This window comes from Bacteroides sp. An269, from assembly GCF_002159755.1.
In the GTDB taxonomy this organism is placed as follows: domain Bacteria; phylum Bacteroidota; class Bacteroidia; order Bacteroidales; family Bacteroidaceae; genus Phocaeicola; species Phocaeicola intestinalis.
Map to the genome: position 1 here is coordinate 1 of NZ_NFJG01000077.1, position 20707 is coordinate 20707.

Annotated in this window: 14 protein-coding genes; 5 read left to right on the forward strand and 9 right to left on the reverse strand. The window is 44.7% G+C overall.

Going from position 1 to position 20707, the window contains the following annotated elements; translation table 11 throughout:
• The first annotated feature begins 382 nt into the window (after positions 1-382).
• The 4 genes from hisG (at position 383) to hisB (ending at position 5169) form a co-directional block, all read left to right on the forward strand.
• Positions 383-1234 carry an ATP phosphoribosyltransferase gene (gene hisG, locus B5F71_RS13335; RefSeq protein ID WP_087211149.1) on the forward strand — a complete coding sequence of 284 codons (852 nt, stop codon included), beginning with the start codon at positions 383-385 and terminating at the stop codon, positions 1232-1234.
• 451 nt (positions 1235-1685) lie between these two features.
• The gene (gene hisD / locus B5F71_RS13340; protein WP_087211152.1) at positions 1686-2960 is read left to right on the forward strand and encodes a histidinol dehydrogenase; all 1275 of its coding nucleotides are present in this window, start codon (positions 1686-1688) and stop codon (positions 2958-2960) included.
• A gap of 35 nt (positions 2961-2995) precedes the next feature.
• Positions 2996-4048 (forward strand): histidinol-phosphate transaminase, encoded by a 1053-nt coding sequence (gene hisC, locus B5F71_RS13345; RefSeq protein WP_022041194.1) that lies wholly within the window; start codon positions 2996-2998, stop codon positions 4046-4048.
• The gene (hisB, locus tag B5F71_RS13350) at positions 4045-5169 is read left to right on the forward strand and encodes a bifunctional histidinol-phosphatase/imidazoleglycerol-phosphate dehydratase HisB (RefSeq protein ID WP_087211155.1); all 1125 of its coding nucleotides are present in this window, start codon (positions 4045-4047) and stop codon (positions 5167-5169) included. The genes hisC and hisB overlap by 4 nt, the downstream gene beginning before the upstream one ends.
• Positions 5170-5249: 80 nt before the next feature.
• Here hisB and B5F71_RS13355 read toward each other — a convergent pair whose 3' ends face one another.
• From B5F71_RS13355 to B5F71_RS13375, 5 genes are all read right to left on the reverse strand, one after another.
• Complete coding sequence (locus B5F71_RS13355; protein WP_087211158.1) at positions 5250-6344, reverse strand: TlpA disulfide reductase family protein; 1095 nt, start codon at positions 6342-6344, stop codon at positions 5250-5252.
• Positions 6345-6525: 181 nt separating this feature from the next.
• Entirely contained in the window at positions 6526-7248 is a 723-nt protein-coding gene (locus tag B5F71_RS13360) for an AbgT family transporter (protein WP_022041191.1), read from the reverse strand.
• Complete coding sequence (locus B5F71_RS13365) at positions 7238-7960, reverse strand: DUF5932 domain-containing protein (protein ID WP_022041190.1); 723 nt, start codon at positions 7958-7960, stop codon at positions 7238-7240. The genes B5F71_RS13360 and B5F71_RS13365 overlap by 11 nt, the downstream gene beginning before the upstream one ends.
• Positions 7961-8019: 59 nt before the next feature.
• Positions 8020-12441 carry a DUF5113 domain-containing protein gene (locus tag B5F71_RS13370; RefSeq protein ID WP_241148608.1) on the reverse strand — a complete coding sequence of 1474 codons (4422 nt, stop codon included), beginning with the start codon at positions 12439-12441 and terminating at the stop codon, positions 8020-8022.
• A gap of 94 nt (positions 12442-12535) precedes the next feature.
• Positions 12536-12712: a hypothetical protein gene (locus B5F71_RS13375; protein WP_022041188.1), complete on the reverse strand. Its 177-nt coding sequence runs from the start codon at positions 12710-12712 to the stop codon at positions 12536-12538.
• 219 nt (positions 12713-12931) lie between these two features.
• Here B5F71_RS13375 and B5F71_RS13380 point away from each other — a divergent pair, with 219 nt between their 5' ends.
• On the forward strand, positions 12932-13834 hold the full coding sequence (locus B5F71_RS13380; RefSeq protein WP_022041187.1) for a cation diffusion facilitator family transporter: 903 nt from the start codon (positions 12932-12934) through the stop codon (positions 13832-13834).
• 475 nt (positions 13835-14309) lie between these two features.
• Here the strand turns inward: B5F71_RS13380 and B5F71_RS13385 are convergent, their stop codons facing one another.
• The 4 genes from B5F71_RS13385 to B5F71_RS20325 all read right to left on the reverse strand — a co-directional run.
• The gene (locus B5F71_RS13385; protein ID WP_087211163.1) at positions 14310-15215 is read right to left on the reverse strand and encodes an Rpn family recombination-promoting nuclease/putative transposase; all 906 of its coding nucleotides are present in this window, start codon (positions 15213-15215) and stop codon (positions 14310-14312) included.
• Positions 15216-15403: 188 nt separating this feature from the next.
• The gene (locus B5F71_RS13390; protein WP_087211166.1) at positions 15404-17068 is read right to left on the reverse strand and encodes a RagB/SusD family nutrient uptake outer membrane protein; all 1665 of its coding nucleotides are present in this window, start codon (positions 17066-17068) and stop codon (positions 15404-15406) included.
• 20 nt (positions 17069-17088) lie between these two features.
• Positions 17089-20103: a TonB-dependent receptor gene (locus B5F71_RS13395; protein ID WP_087211168.1), complete on the reverse strand. Its 3015-nt coding sequence runs from the start codon at positions 20101-20103 to the stop codon at positions 17089-17091.
• A 421-nt stretch (positions 20104-20524) separates the two neighbouring features.
• Positions 20525-20707: hypothetical protein (locus B5F71_RS20325; RefSeq protein WP_204502796.1), on the reverse strand; the 183-nt coding region annotated here is incomplete at its 5' end.

The window sequence follows — 20707 nt, forward strand, 5'->3', positions numbered from 1 at the left end:
TTTACGCATAAAGTCATGGGGGTATTAAGTTATTTCTTTCATTTACAAATTTAATAATTCTCTTGGCTTTATGCTATTTTGCTAGCACATTACAAACATAGGAACTAAATACGCCCACAAAAAGGAAAAGTTGAAAGTAAAAGAACTTTTTTCCTGATAAATATTTGGATATTACACGCAAACACTTTACATTTGCAAACGAAAGAAAAAAAACAAGAGAACAAATATGAGAAATTACACAACACATCGCCACCATCATTACCTGACGTAAATATACGGTAGGCTGAAGGTCGTGTAATTTGATTATTATAAGATAAAAAAGGCTTGCCGTAAATACGGTAAGCCTTTTTGCTTTTTGAAACAACTAAAAAACAGAAATAACATGCTAAGAATTGCCGTACAATCCAAAGGTCGTTTATTCGACGACACCATGGCTCTGCTTTCCGAAGCAGACATTAAAATCTCTACATCGAAACGGACATTGCTCACCCAAGCCAGCAATTTCCCAGTCGAAGTTTTATTCCTGCGCGATGATGACATTCCGCAAACCATAGCCAGCGGAGTGGCAGACATAGGCATTGTAGGCGAAAACGAATTTGTAGAACGCAACGAAAAAGCAGACATCATCTATCGTCTCGGATTCAGTAAATGCCGTCTCTCACTAGCCATACACAAAGAAGAAAATTATCAAGGGCTATCGTGGTTTAACGGCAAGAAAATTGCCACTTCGTACCCGGGGATACTACGCAACTTCCTCGAACGCAACGGTATCCAGGCAGACATCCACGTTATAACCGGCTCTGTAGAGATAGCTCCAGGTATCGGACTGGCAGATGCCATCTTCGATATTGTCAGTTCCGGCTCCACACTTATCAGCAACAACCTGAAAGAAGTGGAAGTAGTAATGAAAAGCGAAGCCGTACTAATCGGTTATCCCGGACTCTCGCCCGAAAAGAAAACCATTCTTGACGAACTTCTCTTCCGCATCGAAGCCGTAAAAGCAGCTGAAGACAAAAAATATGTACTGATGAATGCCCCTACCGACAAACTGCAGGAAATCATCGAAGTATTGCCTGGAGTGAAAAGCCCCACCATCATGCCGCTGGCTACAGAAGGATGGAGCAGTGTACATACAGTACTCGACCAAAAATGCTTTTGGGAAATTATCGGTAAGCTGAAAGCGCTAGGCGCACAAGGCATACTGGTTATCCCGATAGAAAAAATGATATTATAAAACGCCCTTCAAAACGAAGATATATTCATGCGAATCAGGAGTTAAACGTAGTTATATTCCATAGGAGTTATCACTTCGTTCAGGAGTTAAAGGCCAATAGTCCTGCTTCTGAAAACAGTGCAAGAGGTATTGGCATCTAGCTTCCAGCCCACCAAGTGGGCAATAACTCCATCTAACTCCCTTTTAACTCCTGACTGGCATGATTCATAAGCCATTTCAGTTAACTGCTGCAGTCCACGAAGATAACTGAAATGGCAAAGTAATATATCTTTAATTGAATATCCGCAATGAGCCAATGTAGGGGTGGGGGTCGCCCGCCCGTATGCGCCTGCGTGGATGTATTCGGGCAGGTAAACCCTGCCCCTACAAGTTAATCGGCAAGATGCGGACATTCATATATCTTTATTTTGCGCATCATTATTTTTAATAAACACTTAACTTCAAAACGCTTATGAACATCATACGTTATCCGGAACGTTCCGAATGGAAAGAGATACTGAAACGTTCGGCACTCCATACCGAAGACATACGCGATGCAGTAAACACCATCATCAATAAAGTACGCACCGAAGGAGACCGCGCCATCATCGCATACGAAGAACAATTCGACAAAGTAAAACTTGAATCGCTCGCCGTAGACGAAACCGAATTTAAAGAAGCAGAAAACATGATTGCACCCGAACTGAAAGAAGCCATCCGGCAAGCTTCAGCCAACATCCGTACCTTTCATGCAGCCCAGCGTTTCGAAAGCAAAAAAATAGAAACCACACCGGGCGTGACCTGCTGGCAAAAAGCTGTAGCCATTGAAAAAGTAGGACTATATGTACCTGGCGGTACAGCCCCCCTCTTCTCTACCGTACTGATGCTTGCCATCCCCGCCCAAATAGCCGGCTGCAAGGAAATCGTACTCTGCTCCCCTCCCGGACAAAAAGGGAAAATACACCCAGCCATCCTTTACGCAGCACGCATGGCTGGTGTAAAAAAAGTATTCAAAGCGGGAGGCGTACAAGCCATAGCAGCCATGGCTTACGGTACAGAAAGCATTCCCAAAGTATACAAGATATTCGGTCCGGGAAATCAATACGTAACCGTAGCCAAACAACAGGTGTCCCTGCGTGAGGTAGCCATCGATATGCCTGCAGGTCCATCGGAAGTAGCCGTACTTGCCGACGGAACTGCCAGCCCGGTATATGTTGCTTCCGACCTGCTGTCTCAAGCCGAACACGGTGCCGATAGCCAAGCCATCCTCATCACCACATCGGAACAGTTGCTGGAAAAGACAAAAGCAGAAGTAGAGCGCCAGCTCGCCACGCTTCCCCGCAAAGCATTGACCGAACTTTCGCTCCGTTCCAGCAAACTGATTCTGGTAAAAGACCTGGCAGAAGCCATTGACATGGTAAACGAATACGCTCCCGAACACCTGATTATCGAGACCCAAAATTACAGAGATGTGGCAGAACAGATAGTCAATGCCGGCTCGGTATTCATGGGGCCGTATGCTCCGGAAAGTGCCGGCGACTATGCGTCAGGTACCAACCATACCTTACCTACCAACGGCTATGCCAAGGCATATAGCGGAGTCAGCCTGGATAGCTTTATCCGTAAAATCACCTTCCAGGAAATCACGAAAGAAGGAATACGGCGCTTAGGACCTGCCATCCAAATACTGGCGGCCAATGAACAGCTGGATGCACATAAAAATGCCGTTACCGTACGGCTCGACTGAATAAACCTGAAAACAAACCGTAAAACCGTGAACGAATGAAACCATTACAAGAACTGACACGCCCCAATATATGGGCACTGAAACCTTACTCTTCTGCCCGTGATGAATACAGCGGAAAAAGCGCTTCGGTATTTCTCGATGCCAACGAAAATCCTTATAACATACCCAACAACCGTTACCCTGACCCGTTGCAACGGGAACTGAAAGGACTGATTTCCCCTGTGAAAAAAGTAGCTCCCGAACAAATCTTCCTGGGCAATGGAAGCGATGAAGCTATTGATTTGGCATTCCGTGCCTTCTGCAGACCGGGCATAGACAATGTAGTTGCCATACACCCTACGTATGGCATGTACCAGGTATGTGCAGACATCAATGATGTAGAATACCGGAAAGTACTGCTGGATGAGAAGTTCCAGTTCAAAGCAGCAGACTTGCTCAACGCTTCAGACAACAATACCAAGCTGATATTCCTCTGCTCGCCCAATAATCCGACCGGAAACAACCTCGACTCCAAGGAAATCATTACCTTGCTCAATGAATTCCAAGGCATTGTCATCGTAGACGAGGCATACGCCGACTTTTCCGACCAGCCGTCATTCACAGGTATCCTTGACGAATATCCCAATCTGATTATCCTGCAGACTTTCTCGAAAGCATGGGGGTGCGCTGCCATCCGGTTGGGAATGGCATTCGCCTCACCGGAAATCATCGGCATCTTTACGAAAATAAAATACCCTTACAACATCAACCGACTTACCCAGCAGGAGGCCATCAGCATGATGCAACGTCATTATGAGGTACAACGGTGGGTAAATTCGGTACTGGAAGAACGCACACGATTAATGAAAGCATTTGCACAACTGCCGTGCTGCAAACGTATATTCCCGACTGATGCCAACTTCTTCCTGACACGTGTAACCCATGCCAAAGCCATTTACGACTATCTGGTAGGACAAGGCATCATCGTACGGAACCGTTCGAATGTTACACTTTGCGAAGATTGCCTGCGCATTACCATCGGCACACGCCCGGAAAACGACAAGTTACTGGAAGCATTACGAAACTATAGCACATCTGATACGAAATGAAAAAGAAAGTCCTTTTTATAGACCGTGACGGAACACTCGTTATCGAACCACCTGTCGATTACCAGCTCGACGCTTTCGAAAAGCTGGAATTTTATCCTTATGTGTTCCGCAACCTGCATTTCATCCGGACAAGACTGGATTTTGAGTTTGTCATGGTAACTAATCAAGACGGATTGGGAACAAGTTCCTTTCCCGAAGAAACCTTCTGGCCCGTACATAACCTCATACTGAAAACTTTTGCCAATGAAGGCATTACCTTCGACCGCATCTGTATCGACCGCTCTTTCCCTGAAGAGAATGCCCCTACCCGAAAGCCCCGTACGGGTATGCTGACCGATTTTCTGGACAATGACACATACGACCTTGCCGGCAGTTTTGTAATAGGCGACCGTGTTACGGATGTAGAACTGGCAAAAAACCTAGGATGCCGGGCTATCTTATTACAACCGGATATGTCAATGATAAAAGAGGCTGACCTGAAAAAGACCTGTGTCCTTGCCACTACCGATTGGAACAAAATTGCAGAATTTCTTTTTGCCGGAGAACGTACTGCAGAAGTGCGTCGCACTACCAAGGAAACAGATATCCACATCTGCATGAATCTGGACGGGAATGGTACATGCCACATACAAACCGGATTAGGCTTCTTCAATCACATGCTGGAACAGATAGCCAAACACGGAGGAATCGACTTGGACATTGATGTAAAAGGAGATTTGGAGGTAGATGAGCATCACACCATCGAAGATACGGCAATAGCATTGGGCGAATGCTTAAACCAAGCCTTGGGGAACAAACGTGGTATCGAACGATACGGCTATTGCCTACCGATGGACGATTGTCTGTGCCGGGTAGCACTCGATTTCGGAGGACGCTCCTGGCTAGTATGGAATGCCTCGTTCCACCGGGAAAAGATAGGCGATATGCCTACCGAAATGTTCTTGCATTTTTTCAAGTCGTTAAGCGATGCCGCCCGGATGAACCTGAACATCTGTGCTGAAGGTGAAAATGAACACCATAAGATAGAAGGTATCTTCAAAGCTTTTGCCCGAAGCCTGAAAATGGCTATCCGCCGGGATATCTATCACTTCGAAATACCATCAAGCAAAGGAACATTGTAAATAATCCCCCATAAAACACGCCGAGGGTACATCTAAAACAGATGCACCCTCGGGTGTTTATTTATATCAGATAAATTATATTATTTCAATAATTCAGCCAGCTTGGCAGCAATGTCTTCACCACGCAAGTCACGCGCAATGATATTTCCTTCCTGATCTACCAATACTGTAGCAGGGATAGCACGTACACCATACAATTTGGCACCCTCGCATTCCCAAGCTTTCAGGTCAGACATCTGCGGCCATGTAATATTCAAATCTTTAATCGCTTTCTTCCATGCTTCTGCATCACGGTCAAGAGATACACCTACGATACCAAAACCTTTGGCACTGTACTTTTTATAAGCAGCTACGACATTCGGCATTTCAGCACGACAAGGACCACACCAGCTTGCCCAAAAATCAATCAGTGTATATTTATTCTTGCCAATGAAGTCAGACAATTTTACACTTTCTCCTTCCGGAGTATTCATGGTGAAATCTACAAACTTCTGACCTACAGCAGTCTTAGCCAAAGTAGCCAAGTGCTCTTTCAGCTGAGCGACACCTTCGTTATTGGCAGCAATAGAAGCAGGAATCTGATCTACCAACGGCTGGATACGTTCTGACGGGAACGAGCTTGAAAAACGAGTCAACAGCTGTACACCTGCCACATTGGTGATATTCGAAGAAATTGTATTATAAATAATTTCACGGCTTAAGCTATCTTTCACATTAAGCTGTTCTTCGGCTTCCTTACGTTGTTCTTCACTCAATGAATCATTTTGAGTCTGCTCATACAACGCACGCATTTCTTTATTGATTGCATAAAACTCTTCAATGAACTTCTGGTAAGCATCGTTACATACAGTACCTGATACCTTCGACAGTTCATTATTCAATTCCATCGTAATAGTTCCTGCTTCGAGGAATACCGGGGAACTCATACCTTTCGGAGCATAGGATACGATACGGCTTGCAGCAATCGTATCAGCATCTCCCTTGAACTGGAAAGCCCCACCTTTAACTACTGCAGAATCGAGGTTAATCATCTGTCCATCCACAAAATTCTGCAAATACACCATCTCACCATCAGCTACATCTGCAATAGTACCGTTAATTGTGTAACCCGGCTTGTTCTGACAAGAAGCAAACGCCAACATACCGGCGGTTGCCATCCACAAAAATGTTTTCATATCTTATGATTATTATAAAATTTTTTTCGCTGAGCAAATATACGCTTTTTCTTTGACAAAACGAGACACGCCTCTTTTTTTTACATTTTTTAATTTCTCAAATATCATCACACTTCTCTTTTCAATCTTATCAGATTCTTTCTTTTTTGCCCGCTTTTGTTGTAAAAAGCCAGAAACCACATCATCTGTTGTCCCTGTCTCTTGCAGGCTTATTCCCCGAAAAAAACAACATGCCCAATGCACATACGGTATAACAGATGCGAAATGCTACAGGACTTATCCCTAACAAGGCATCAAGCCCTGTATAGTGTAAAGAGGCAAAAAACTGCACTACGAAAAACAATGTAATAAAATAGCCCGAAAAATAAACAAAGCCATACGACAGACCTCGTACCAAATCACGGTCGGTACGGTACATATCGATTGCAAAGCCATACACCATAGCCATCATCCCTACCATTACCGACAATAAACTGGTAAATCCCTCGGCCAATGGAGAGTTTCTTAACCCACCTGTTATACTTCGCACAACACCCCACGGTCCCCATGCCAATACAATACCGATAAACAAACATATGGCTCCCGCTACGATACTCCATCCCAATGCCCGCTTTTCTTTACGGGTACACTTTCCACGTTTCTGCAACAAGCGTAATCCAAGTGCCCCCAATCCTGAATGCATCCACAACCCTGCACCGAATGCCAGCACCAGCAAATGTCCCAGCAAAGGAGCATGCAGAAACCCAGGCACACTATTACGTAATTGCCAGCGGAAACCTTCGGCGCTGAGCAGGCTCTGTATGCCTTCCCAGCCGTAAATGCTTCCTACCCACGATAAAAACGCTGCCAGCAACGTAAGCAAGAAGAACACAGTAGCCGGATGCAAAAAATACCTATTCGTCATCAGGCTCCAGGTTATCAATATCCAAAATACGTAATTCGAAAGCACGGGTCACCAGTCGGCAGGCATTGACACCGGTACGCTCGTCAGGACGGAAGAGACGGCTTATCAAGTCATTCTGACGTTTCTCAATGGATTTTACCCCGAAAGGCATCCCTTTCAGATTCGTTATCATTTCTTTAGTATACCCCAATGCCAAGTGACGGAGCAAACGTTCGTCATACTCGTCAATATCATAATCAATCAAAGCTTCCTGCCTGCGTTGTTCGACAAGCACCGATTGTTTGAAACGTTCCACAATCTTCTCCAAAATAGGATAATTGAAAACCAATTTCTTACCTGCCATAACTGCGTCTACATCAGTAGCGGTCAGTAATTCACCGGTCTTCAATATGATGCCGTCGGCACCAGCGTTCAAGGCATCTACCCATAACCTTTCGTTCAGCACCTCTCCAGTGAATATCAGAACCTTCAGTCCTGGACGCTCCTTATGCAGACGGGCACAGATAGATACACCGATAGTGGTGGAGCCTCCCAGACCCAAGTCAAGCAAAACCAAATCCGGCGTCTGTTGATCAAGTAAATCCCAAAACTCAGCCTCAGTCATGGCAGTTCCAATCACTTCAGCATTCGGTATCTCATGACGGAAGATTTCTTCCGTACCTTTCAATTCTAATTTCACATCCTCAACAATAATGACTTTAAACTTTTCCATAATTATAATGTGATAATTTGATAATGTGCTAATGGGTTAATATCAATAGATTTTCTGTGTTATACCTTATTTGTTTTTTGCGGAATGGTAAACCATACCGTATATCCTCCTCCCTCTTCGGGACATGCATTGATACGACAGCCCCGCCTGCCCGCAAACTCATCGTGGTCACGTATAATCTGCTTGCACACCAGAAATTCGGTTCCGACCAGTTTATTACCACTTCCGGCATACATCCTCGAAAGTGAGGGATAAAACAAACCATTCAATTCTTCTTGCGTAAACGTGCGACGCCTGTCGGTAAAACAAAACCGGACAAATCCATTATCCAATTGTGCTGATACCGTAATCGTACCAGATTCCGGATAACGCAATACTTCATTTACCAGATTCTCGAACAGAAACTCCAACAGGACACTGTCGCCCGAGACCGCCAGTCCTTCAGGCATCTGAGTTTCCAGCATAAGCTGAAAAGGCAATTTACGGGTAACCTTCCGGAAATAGCGGTCCAGTCTTTCATTCAAGTATTCTACACGGACTTCAGCACGACGAAAAGTCACCTCATCCAATTGGCGGGCAGCACACGAACTGAGCAAGGTAAAAATATCCTTATAATAATTTACCAGCTCATCCACAGTCTGCAACTGCTCTTGTTCTTCCGTTTCCGGAAGCACATCCTTTTCATTCAACCGGTCGATTATCTGCTTGATGCGGTTGGGATAATAAATAGTCTCGTGCTTGATAGTAGACAAGCAGTTGTCGAGTACCATATTCTGTACGTGAAGCATATTTTCCTCGTGAGACACCCTGCGGGCATCATCCTGAGCCAACTCAATGTCGGTATATTTTTCACGCACCCGCACCACTGCATTATACAATACGGCCGCCAGATAATCTACCACCAGCTCTACCAACAACACATCTTCCTCGTTCAGCCTTTGCTGCATGACCTGCAGCGCAAACACTCCCATATGATGGATTTCACCACCCACTTCTACCCGAAGCGGCAAAGCCATCCATCCCGATGCTTCACCATACACCACAGCCTGCTTGTCGAAACACCGCTGCATCAATGTGCGTGCCTCATCAGCATCGGTATGAAATGAGAAATACCAACGCAATGCAGCCGTTTCTTCATCGAAAAGCGCCAGTCCCAAAGCTGAAACAGGGAAAAGTTCATTCAACTCATCAATCAGCCTGGAAAACAATACCTCAGACATAATTTCACCGTCTCCATTAAGCCGGACCGATGAAACAATCCCCTGGTTTATGACAAACACTTGCTCCATATTGTAACGGTAATGCACCCTCTTCCGCCAGTACAGCAAATAATACCCCACCAGACAAGCGACAACAAGCAATACCAACAATACCAAAGCAATGATTTTATTATTGGCAGACTGACGCATCTGCACACAATACTGCTCCAGCGAACGGTCTTTGCTGATTTGCTTGTATAGCGAAGTATAAGCCAGGTTATTATAATAATAAGTAGGAAAATCTTTCACAGCCAAAGCGGCTACAGCTGACTCGTTGCGCACATCCAGCAAAATGTAATAATCGGTATCAAAATCCTTCTCCAGCCAGCTTTGCTCTGCCAGCACGTTATCATTGCGATACAGCTGCAACAACGGAGCATCGCATCCCGAATAGCACAAATAATGCATATTGAGGTAACGGAGCACACTGTCCGCATAAACCAATGCATCGGCATAACAACCTTCCACATTACACTCGTAAACCTGATTGGCATAATCATTTGCTATTGCCAGCAGACTATCGTACGAAGCCACCTGGCCAGGAGCCTGGACCTCATCAGAAACATGCCTGCCGCAACTAGTTCCGGCACATGCCACCAATACGATCCCTATGAGACACAATGCCCGTTTCACCCCTTTGGGCAAACGAAAATAAAAGCGGCTTCCCTTGCCCGGTGTGCTTTCGATGGCAAAACAGCACACGCTAAACAAGGCATTGGTCTTCCGGTATTTTTCAATAATGCCTTTACAATTCATCAATCCGAATCCGTGCCCTTTCTGGCTGCGCAATGATTGCACATCACCCGCCGTAGCCAGTCCGATATGACCCGAATCGTAAACCTTCTCACCCAAAATACAGTTCACATCTTCTGCCGTCAATCCAGGTCCGTTGTCCGAAACCGATATTTCCACATACGCATCAGTTTCATCCGCCCTCAGTTCCACATGCCCTCCTTCAGGCGTATATTTACGCGCATTTTCGGCCAGCGTATTAATCATGAACAGAGTCAGGGCACGATCAGCCTTTACCACGGCACTGGTAGAACAAATATCCAGGGTCTGCCGTTTCATTTCAAACGACCGCCTGCCCTTCCCTATCATTTCGAACAATTCATTCAAGGAGAAACTCTCGATGTTCAAGCTGACTATCCCTTGGCGCATCTTAATCCAAAGGGCAAGAATATCATTGTACTCGTTGATACGAGTTATCAATTCATCAATATAAACATATTTCCCCCTCTTTACTGCCTCCTGACGGGCATAGGGAGCCAGCCTCAACTTACGCACTTCATTGGCCACACGGTCGATATAAGGTAAAATGCCGGTCACGATAGCCAGACAAGCTTTCTTCACCACATTTTCCTTCTTGTTTTCTGTCAGATGTTGCTGGTGGATATATTGCTCTTTCTCCACCTTGCGGCGCTCGTCATCAAGCGAAACCAGATTAGCCCCATTGACCAATGTCCATGCCAGGTAAGGCGAGACCAATTGCAACAAAGCTTTTTCTTCCTTATGCAAGGGATGCTTCAAAGCCATCCAGACACATCCGATAACCTTTTCGTCCTCGGAAGAAATCAAATCGAAACGAAAACCTGTTGTTCCCTCTGGCAACAGAAACGGCAATGTATCGGACAATAACCCTGTATCTTCATCCTTCAGGCAAATCTGTATGTCCACGGCACCGAATATATGGAGGAAATCTTCCCGTACAGTCTGTTGAACCGCATCGACTACCTCTTTCATGTCTCCTGCCGAAGCCGGTACGGCCGATATGATTTTCCGGCACAATTCAAACACCTGTTTCAAGACAGACAGATACAGCCGGTTCCGTTTTTTCCAACGCCGATTCAACATGACAAACAGACCTATCAGCATTCCCAGTCCAAGCAATACCAGAAAGAGCAATGCATTGAGCTGTTTCTCTTCACGCTCTAAAGCAGCATAACGGCTTTCCAGTAACTTATCCTGCCGGGTATAGTCCAGCAAGTCCAGGTAAATGTTCCGGTTATAGTCTGATTGCTGCTTCATCCCCATTGCCGAATACGTACGGCTCAGCTGTTCGCGCAGACGCAGAATCCACTCCGGAACGGTCTTAATGCCCTCATCAGCTATCCATTTCAATTCAATGGGACGTCCACTGCCTGGAATATACGTGCGGAGGCGGTCAAAGGTATCGGTACAATGATAAAACCTTTCATGATGCAAGTTAACATATCGCAAAGCTGTGTCCAGATTGGGCAAAGCCTTCTCAGGACAACCCATATAATTATAATAGGTAGCCAAAGTGCGGTAAGTCCCCGAAATCTGATACCAGTCACCGTATTGCTTGAACAAATCCAAAGCCTGACGCGCATACGCAAGCGGAAGGCTGTCAAGAGGCAGGTCGCGGTCGTTTACCAGACGTAACATATCCCGGCTGTTGCGAGACAATATCTCACGGTTCCGCCGGAAATTCAACAATTCGGCCAATGCCTGCAACGCGTTTGCCTCAAAATAAACATAACCTCTCGCCCGGCTAGTCATCAGACAATTGACCAAATACCCCAACTCTCCCGCAAGCAACTTCTCGCGTGTAGGAGCTTCATACATACCGCCTGACCCCCGCATATAAACATAATACAACCATTGCGCCGTATCTTTCCGGATAGCATCCACATCTATAGCATCTATAGCCTGCAAAGATGCCTCTTGCTGCTGAAGGTAATAAAAGTAAATACCTGAAACGATATAAAACTCGGATATGGCATAGTTCAGACGAAGCCTGGTATGTGCGTCGGTAATCTGCTTCTCGTCTTCACGGATGCGTTTCATCCTGCGAAGTGCACTGCTCCGGTAATCATAAAACTCTTTATTCATAGCCGTGCGCTGGCAAATCTTCATCATTCCCACATCAGCTATCAGGAACTCGATTTCATTATCACCTTCTCCAAGCGCCTGACGGTACAGCCGGGAAGCATGTTCGAAATCCATCCGCATAAAAGCACAGAAAGCCTCACTATTCAATGCCTCGGCACGCAGGTCAGAGTTGCCAGCCGCCAGCCGAAACGCTTCCCGTGCAGCCTGCGCCGATGCATCCAGGTCGCGGTAACGCATGGCATAAGCCGTCCGGTTCAGCGAATCCGCCCGCAAATAAGCATCCGTTCGTCCCGTGTGCCTGCCACATGCCAGGCATACCCCTAAAAACACCATCCATAACCAAACCGCACCGTGTAATGTCCGCATAATCCCTCCCTGCATGACAATGAAAAAAGAGGTCATACCATCAGGTACATAAAAACCAAATGGTACAACCTCTTAGCTCCAGTCGAAAGAATTGTTATTTTTTAGATTCCTCTAAAGATACTTTTCTAAATTCTTTCAATGCCTTTTCCAATTCCAACGAAGCTTTGCGAGCACGCGTACCTGCAGCCTTATTTCCTTTTGAAGCCTGCAATTCAGCATCTGCAATCAAAACTTCATTCAATTCTTTGATTTTTGCAATTAATTCGTTCATAGCTTTTTCTATTTTGACCTTAAACATTTTCAAAGTAAATATAAATAACCCAATGTATAGCAGTTCGCTCCTTCTTTTTTACATTATTTAGTATTTCCGGTTCCATTCTATTGCAACCAAGTTGCAAAAACACAAATTGAATACAAAATCCGGACTTTCAAGTATTGGCTAACCTGAAGATTACGTTTACCTTTGCAGCAACATAAAATAACAAGAATCATGTCACATCAACACGTACACGAACACAACCATACGCTGACATCGCTCAACTCGATATTCATCGTATGCATCGTCATCAATCTGCTCTTTGTCGTCATCGAAGCCGGTGCAGGCTTCATCTTCAATTCACTGGGACTGCTGTCCGATGCCGGACACAACCTGAGCGATGTGTTCAGCCTGCTGCTGTCACTTTTTGCTTTCCGCATGTCAAAACACCGCAGCACCGAACATTTTACTTATGGGTACAAAAAAAGTACGGTGCTAGTATCACTGCTCAACGCCATCATCCTGCTGATTGCCGTAGGCGCCATTATTATCGAAAGCATTTACAAACTGAAAACTCCCGAACACGTATCAGGCGCAGCTGTATCATGGACGGCAGGCATCGGCATCATTGTAAACGGCGTAACAGCTTGGCTCCTGATGAAAAACCAGAAGCACGACCTAAATGTGCGGGGAGCTTTCCTTCACATGGCAATGGACACCTTGGTTTCAGTAGGCGTGGTCATATCCGGCATCATCATCATGTTGACCGGATTTGTACTCATTGATACCTTCATCAGTTTAGCCATCGCCCTCTTGATACTGGTTTCTACCTGGAAATTATTGAAAGAAAGTCTTTTCCTTTCCTTAGACGCCGTACCCGAAAGCATTGACCTGCAAGAAGTGAGGAAACACATCGCCGAAGTACCTGGCGTGGAAAGCTTCCACCATTTCCACGTATGGGCGATGAGCACTACCGAAAATGCTGCCACCATCCACATCGTGTTAAAAGACCTGACCCAAATGGAAACCGTAAAACATGCTGTAAAAGAAGAACTGTGCGAACATGGCATTCAGCACAGCACCGTAGAATGCGAATCTCCCGGAAGCCATTGCAACGATTCGTGCTGCTGCCGGTAAACATACATTATGACTGATGATAATTCTCTTAAGGACTACCCACTATTTATAATGAATAGTACTGATCCGTATTGTAGGGGCGTATCGCATACGCCCTGAAAACATCCACGTGGATTAGTTGGCGCATTCGGGCGTATGCAATACGCCCCTACATGGGATGTTTGCGGAATTCAAATAAATTTAACGAAGTATTATGATTAGTTTATATAATGCGAATCAGGAGTTAAACGTAGTTATACTTCACAGGAGTTATCACTTCGTTCAGGAGTTAAAGGCCAATAGCCTTGCTTCTGAAACCGGCGCAAAAAGGTAGTGGCATCTGACTCCCAGCCCGCCAAGTGGGCGATAACTTCCTATAACTCCCTTTTAACTCCTAATTGGCATTTATATAATGAAAATTCACCACAGAGTATTACAGGTAAATCTCATTTTGCAGTGAAAGTTTCCGTATCCTCTGTGGTAAAATGATGTAGGATTATAATTCTTCTATTTCTCCATGTGTAAGCCCCGTACATTGGATTATGTCTTTTACGGAAAGTCCCATTTCTTTCATTCTTTTAGCAACTTCTTTTGCTTTCATTTTCTCTCCTTCAGCTCTTCCTTCAGCTCTTCCTTTAGCTTTTCCTTCTTTGAATCCTTCTGTATGTCCTTCGTCCCAGCCTGTCTTAATAACACTGCGTTGGTAGCGCAGGGCTTCCATATCCCGGTAATAGGCACGCTTTTCTGCATCGGGTAGCGTGTCGATACGAAGCCGTTCTCTTGCTTCCGGGAGTCCTTTTGCAGTAGCTTCTTTATCTATTTCTCCGGTTTTGAGAAATTTAATCCATTCATCAAGAGGAGTCTTTGCTACTTTATCGAAATCATTTACGCGCAACACATAATATTCAGGAAAGATATCTCCTGCATCTTTACCTATAAATAATTCTTGTTGGCGGACGGATAATTTTAGAAAGTTGTCTGAATCGTGTAAACCACGGAAGATTATTTCCCCATGATATGCATAGTCCTTGCTTTTAATCATGCTGAAATAAACAATATTGATGGAATAGATTTTGCATATCTTGTTATAGTCTGTTTCCTCATCAGTGTATCGCGATAGGATGTCAGAAGCCCCATAAAGCATTTGGTGATAATAATATAGTTCGCGATAGTTTTGGATTTTAATGATAAGCAGCCTTCCTTTGCTGTCTTCTACCAAGATATCAGCGCGATTGAATGTGTCTGTTTCATCTGTTTGGTTTGATTCACTTTCCAAAAAGCGGGAAATGCGCAAATCTTCTTCCAATAAAGTTGACAAGAATCCTTCAAGCACGACATAATTGCTTTTGTCACGCAATAACCTTTTCATCGCCCAGTCGAAACGTATAAAATTATCTTTCATATTCAGATGTTTATGGCTTGATGCAAAGATAGGAATTAATTTTATTTAGGACAAGAACAGTTTGGATTTTCTGCTTGGGAGAGACCGCATGAAAAATAAAAAAACCTTGTATTGCCCTATCGTCCTCCCGACGACAGGTTGCAATGCAAGGTTTTGACTTATTAGAAATATTAAAAATGAATGTCCATTTAGTATCCTGGGTTTTGTGTCCAGTTGGTGTTGGCATTAAGCACATCAAGACTCAACGGCCATAAGCGGTATCTTGGATCATTGGCGTTCGGATTAAAGTCGTTTTTGAACCCCCAGTCGCGTTCGAAATCACCAAAGCGGATTAGGTCATTACGGCGCCAGTGTTCATCCAGAAATTCGCGACCACGTTCGTCCAGGATGTCTTGCAGGCTGGGGTCACCAACGATTTGAGGAGCATTGACATACGCACGGATTTGATTAAACAAGCTCATCGGTGTATCACCGTTGGTCGCTGTTCCGCCACGTACGATGGCTTCGCATTTCATCAGCAGCACATCCGCATAACGGAATACAGGTACGTCGTTGCTTTGGTTACGGCTATAGGTGTTATAATCTGTAGCATTCGGGAAGAACTTGATGGAGCGATATCCTTGTGTCCATCCGGTCATGTCGTTACCCACATTGAGATCTCCATCCGGGACGATAGGAGGATCAGCTGTTGGGTCAGACTTTAAGGTAATGGATTTGGTGAAAGTCACATCCACTCCTCCATATGTATTGCGAACATCAGTCGGTTCGCCGGTAGCATTGTTGTATTGGTAAACATCAAAAGTTTCCATATCAATGTTCTCACCTACATTACCGGCTATGACATCGTTACGGCGGTCACCTGGAAGGTTGAATAGTTCTACAAATTCCGGTGTCAACGTCATATTACCTCCTAATGAATTAGTAAGAGGAATGCTATAGAATCCGTTTTCACTTTGTCCACGGCGCCATGTGCGGAAACGGGCGTATGTCATTCCTTGTGCTGTAGAGGCATCGAACGGCATCACATAAATGAAATCTTTTATCTGATAGCCGTTATTATACATAAACTTGGTTTTGTAGTCATCGCTTAAATCAAAGTATCCGGAAGCGATGATACGGTCGCAGGCAGCAATACAATCGTTTAACTTTTCATTAGTGGCGTTTGGATCCCAGCTTGAACTGGTTACGTCCTGTGTATAAACATTCCAGTTGATATATAATTTGGCAAGTAATGCATCTACCATCCAGCGAGTAGGTTTACCGTAGGTAGAAGCATCGACGTTTTCATAACAATTGTCACGTACGGCAAGCAGTTCCGATTCAATCCAACGGGCTACATCAGCACGCGGAGAACGGTCAATGCGTTCATCATCTGCCAGCAGATGGTCGAGAATAGGCGTGTCTCCCCAGTGCTCCATCATCATAAATGTGTAAAAAGCACGAGCTGCACGTACAGGAGCTACTTCAGGGACATCCTCGCCTCCCAAATCAAAAATGACCCGGTTGCAATTGGTGATACCCGTCTGCAAATCGTTGTACACATTCAATTGGTTTGCCGAATTAGTCGGGTCAATCATATGTAACGAGAAGTTTGCCATGTCACGACCGTTCAAGTAGTCACTATCGAAACTGACCGCGGTGTATTCATCCGAATTACAGGATACGCCTTCATCATAACGGCGTCCGATAGCTGCACGAAATGCATAGAAAGCATTGTTCATAGTGGCTTCTATGGCAATCTCCGAGTCAGGCAGTTCTGTATATTGGGATTTGATGTCTACGTCAAGGTCGGTACACCCAACGCTTGTCAGTGCCAATAAGGCACCCGAAAAAAATATATGTTTTGTTTTCATAAAAGTCTTTTTTTGTTAATTTAGAAATTTACGTTTATTCCTACAAGGAACGTGCGGGTACGCGGATAGTTGGTATTTCTCCAGTCCATACCGGGAGTCAATCCGCCAAGGTTTACTTCTGGGTCGACACCGCTATAACCGGTGATAGTAAAGACGTTGTTGCACGTAGCATACAGACGCAGGTTGTTCACCCAGTTGCCAATCTTGCCGAAGTTGTAACCCAGTGTCAATGTAGACAAGCGGAGGTACGAACCGTTTTCCAAATAACGATCAGAAGGAGCTTGTGCCCGTGAATCATGTGGATTTTGTTCGGTTGCGACTTCTGCCAGTACATTTTTCCCAGCAGCCACCAGACCCACTTGGCTGTAATAGCAACGGGTAGAATTGAAAATCTTGTTCCCTGCTACCCCCTGGAAGAATGCGGTCAGTGTCCAGTTTTTCCATGTCAAGTCATTGTTCCATCCGTAGGTGATTTTAGGTTGTGCCGAACCAGCCATACGACGATCGCTATCATCAGGTGCATCTGTTACACCTACCAGATTTCCGTTTTCGTCATAGTCATTAAATATAGAACCACCGTTTTCATCATATCCTGCCCATTCCCACAAGTAGAATTGTCCGATAGGTGCACCCTCCATGATGCGTTGTACATTAGTGCTGGAATAACCACCTACGTCCGGATTCGCTTGGTCAATGTAGTTCACCGAGTAGGTTTCGTTAGAAAGCTTTTCTACTACGTTCTTGTTGTGCGAAAGGTTGAGGGTAGTACTCCATGTAAAGTCTTTAGTTTGTACCGGTACTGCATTCAAGGTTATTTCAATACCTTTGTTGCTGATATCGCCTACATTGGCAGTCATTACACCGTATGAATAGCGGTTGGTAGAAACCGGATAGTCGTAAATCAAGTCACTGGTTTTCTTGCTGTAGTACTCGATGGTACCGGTCAGGCGGTTGTTGAAAAAACCAAAGTCCAGACCTACATTAAACATACCGGTGCTTTCCCATTTCAAATCTGGGTTCGAGTTACGGGTTGCCCCTAAGATGCGGTAATCGGATTCAGTACCGTTGGCATCTACATAAGTAAACCATCCGGTGTGTCCGTATACCTGACGGGCATAGAAGGCATCGAAACCTAATGAGTTACCGCTCACACCATAACCGATACGGAATTTCAAGTCATCGAATATGTCTTGGTCTTTCATGAAGTCTTCTTCTATGATGCGCCATGCGGCAGATACCGAAGGAAACGTACCCCAACGATTGTTAACACCGAAAGCCGAAGAACCGTCTCGGCGTACAGTAGCTTGCAGCAAGTATTTGCTTTTATAACTGTAGTTGGCACGTCCGTAGAATGAAATCATACGCAGGGTGGCAAGATTGTTGCTGATAACATCGTTGATGTCAATGTTGTTTGCCATACCCATGTTGTAATAACCCAGGTCATCACTGTAGAAGTTATATACTCTCAGTCCGAAACCATCGTTGTTGTCAGACTGTTCCCATGAGTATCCTAACATTACGCCCACCTTGTGTGCGTCGTTGAATGTATGGTTCCAGTTCAGATAAGTTTCCATCTGTTTGCGGATGTTTTCTACCGTGCTACGGTCTGCTTGTCCGTTTCGGGCTGCTACGCTGGGCAATTGAGTCTTGCTGCTGTTGTAATTGCTGTAGATATACTGTTGGTTTTGATAAGAGAGATTTAAATTCCAGTCCAGACCGTCTATGATATGGAAAGTGGCTTTGGCCACACCTTGCAGCAATTTTTCTTTAGTATCGTAACGGTCTTCATTGACCATCGACATCGGGTTGTAGTTTTGTGAAATGGATGTATTACTGTACCAAGAGTCATCGGCATTCTTAACAGGAACCAATGGGCTGTAATAATACATGGCATCCAGAACACTTTGTCCTTGTGAGCCGGTAGGACCGGTAGAACTGTTACGGATGCTGGCATTCAGACTCAGCGAGATGTCCAACCGGTTGTTGAATGCTTTGGTTTGCAGGAAAGAACGTGCGGTCAGGCGGTCCATGTTAGTACCTCTTACTACGCCTTGGCGTTCGAGAAAGTTGAGAGAAGCATTATAACTGGTTTTTTCATTACCCCCGTTGATAGACACATTATGGTTGTGGCTGAATCCGGTACGAAGCACTTCATCTTGCCAGTTGGTATTGGCTGGGTTACTTGCATCATAATAAGCCGAAATATCTATGTCGTTTGCATTGGCATATGTCAGCAGTTCGTTGGCATCCATCATATCTACGGTTTTCATCGTCTTGTCCCATGCTACATATCCGCTGTAACTTACGTTGGTACGTCCATCCTTATTGCCTTTCTTGGTGGTGACGATGATTACGCCGTTGGCAGCTTTCGAACCATAGATGGCGGTAGCCGAAGCGTCACGCAAGACATCAATGCTTTCAATGTCTTCTGGAGCTACCAATGAAAGGCTTACACCGGGCACACCGTCTATAACGTAATAAGGTTCCATTGCCTCGCCTGTACGAAGTGTAGAGGCGCCACGCAAAGAGATAGAAGCCGAACCGTTCGGGTCGCTGGTGTTGGCGATAGTCAGACCGGGTACTTTTCCTTGCAGCAATTGTGCCGGAGTGGTGTAGACACCCACATTCAGGTCTTCAGCCTTTACGGTTGTGATGGAGCTGGTCACGTCTTTGCGTTCCATTGAACCGTAACCGATGACTACCACTTCGTCCAGCAACTGGCTGTCTTCGTTCATCGTAACATTGATGACGCTTGATTCTACTTTCACTTCTTGTGTCTGATATCCGATGTAAGAGAATACCAGTGTCTTTCCTTTTTCTACTTTAACTGAATATTTACCATCAATGTCGGTAACATTGCCATTTGTAGTACCTTTTTCTACTACACTTACCCCAATCAGCGGCATACCGGATTTATCGGTAACTGTTCCGGTTACTGCACTTTGGGCAAATGCATACGTACTTACCAATAAGAAAACAGCCAAGGAGAAGAGTTTCCTCAGCGCATGTTTGTTTGTAATAAGTTTGCTTTGCATAAGTTGTTTGTTTATTAGGGTTTAAATTCGTTGCAAAAGTAAAATAGCAGTTTTGCAGGGGTGTTTCACCGACATTTCATTTGTGCGTTAAACTTGTTACAAACTTGTTAAACTGGGAGGATGGAAAGGTGTTGAATTAATCCAAGAATAATGTTATGGCATCATAATCAAATTCCAAAAGCCATTAAAATAATTGGTATTTCTGATTGGATTGGATTGGATTATATTATCAATCCAGGCATCATCCTTTTATGGTTTCCATATCAAAACCGTACGTTCTCCAATTGAAAACCGTACGTTCTCGATATGGAAACCGTACGGTTTTGATATGGAGAACATAAAAAGAAGACAGCTTGAAACAGATACTGAACCTTTCAATCATACATTGACCCGTATCTGCCAAGCAAACTTATCGGAGAAATTAAGAAGCTGTTTTGAATTTCTCCAAAAAGTTTTTCTTGGCTTGATGTATCTGTTTTCGTGTGTGCTTTGGGTGATTTTTTGGTCCTTTTCGCTCCTGTTCTTCGTCAGATAGCCCGCTATCTTCCTCATCACAGAAGCGAAAATGCCTCAAAAACTCATCCCAAATCATCGCACGATAAAT

What these genes read in the sequence shown, in the direction of transcription:
- B5F71_RS13390 (WP_087211166.1), bottom strand. Translation starts at nt 17,068, where the DNA reads ATGAAAACAAAACATATATTTTTTTCGGGTGCCTTATTGGCACTGACA.
- hisG (WP_087211149.1), top strand. Translation starts at nt 383, where the DNA reads ATGCTAAGAATTGCCGTACAATCCAAAGGTCGTTTATTCGACGACACC.
- B5F71_RS13360 (WP_022041191.1), bottom strand. Translation starts at nt 7,248, where the DNA reads ATGACGAATAGGTATTTTTTGCATCCGGCTACTGTGTTCTTCTTGCTT.
- hisB (WP_087211155.1), top strand. Translation starts at nt 4,045, where the DNA reads ATGAAAAAGAAAGTCCTTTTTATAGACCGTGACGGAACACTCGTTATC.
- hisD (WP_087211152.1), top strand. Translation starts at nt 1,686, where the DNA reads ATGAACATCATACGTTATCCGGAACGTTCCGAATGGAAAGAGATACTG.
- hisC (WP_022041194.1), top strand. Translation starts at nt 2,996, where the DNA reads ATGAAACCATTACAAGAACTGACACGCCCCAATATATGGGCACTGAAA.
- B5F71_RS13375 (WP_022041188.1), bottom strand. Translation starts at nt 12,712, where the DNA reads ATGAACGAATTAATTGCAAAAATCAAAGAATTGAATGAAGTTTTGATT.
- B5F71_RS13395 (WP_087211168.1), bottom strand. Translation starts at nt 20,103, where the DNA reads ATGCAAAGCAAACTTATTACAAACAAACATGCGCTGAGGAAACTCTTC.
- B5F71_RS13370 (WP_241148608.1), bottom strand. Translation starts at nt 12,441, where the DNA reads ATGCGGACATTACACGGTGCGGTTTGGTTATGGATGGTGTTTTTAGGG.
- B5F71_RS13380 (WP_022041187.1), top strand. Translation starts at nt 12,932, where the DNA reads ATGTCACATCAACACGTACACGAACACAACCATACGCTGACATCGCTC.
- B5F71_RS13385 (WP_087211163.1), bottom strand. Translation starts at nt 15,215, where the DNA reads ATGAAAGATAATTTTATACGTTTCGACTGGGCGATGAAAAGGTTATTG.
- B5F71_RS13355 (WP_087211158.1), bottom strand. Translation starts at nt 6,344, where the DNA reads ATGAAAACATTTTTGTGGATGGCAACCGCCGGTATGTTGGCGTTTGCT.
- B5F71_RS13365 (WP_022041190.1), bottom strand. Translation starts at nt 7,960, where the DNA reads ATGGAAAAGTTTAAAGTCATTATTGTTGAGGATGTGAAATTAGAATTG.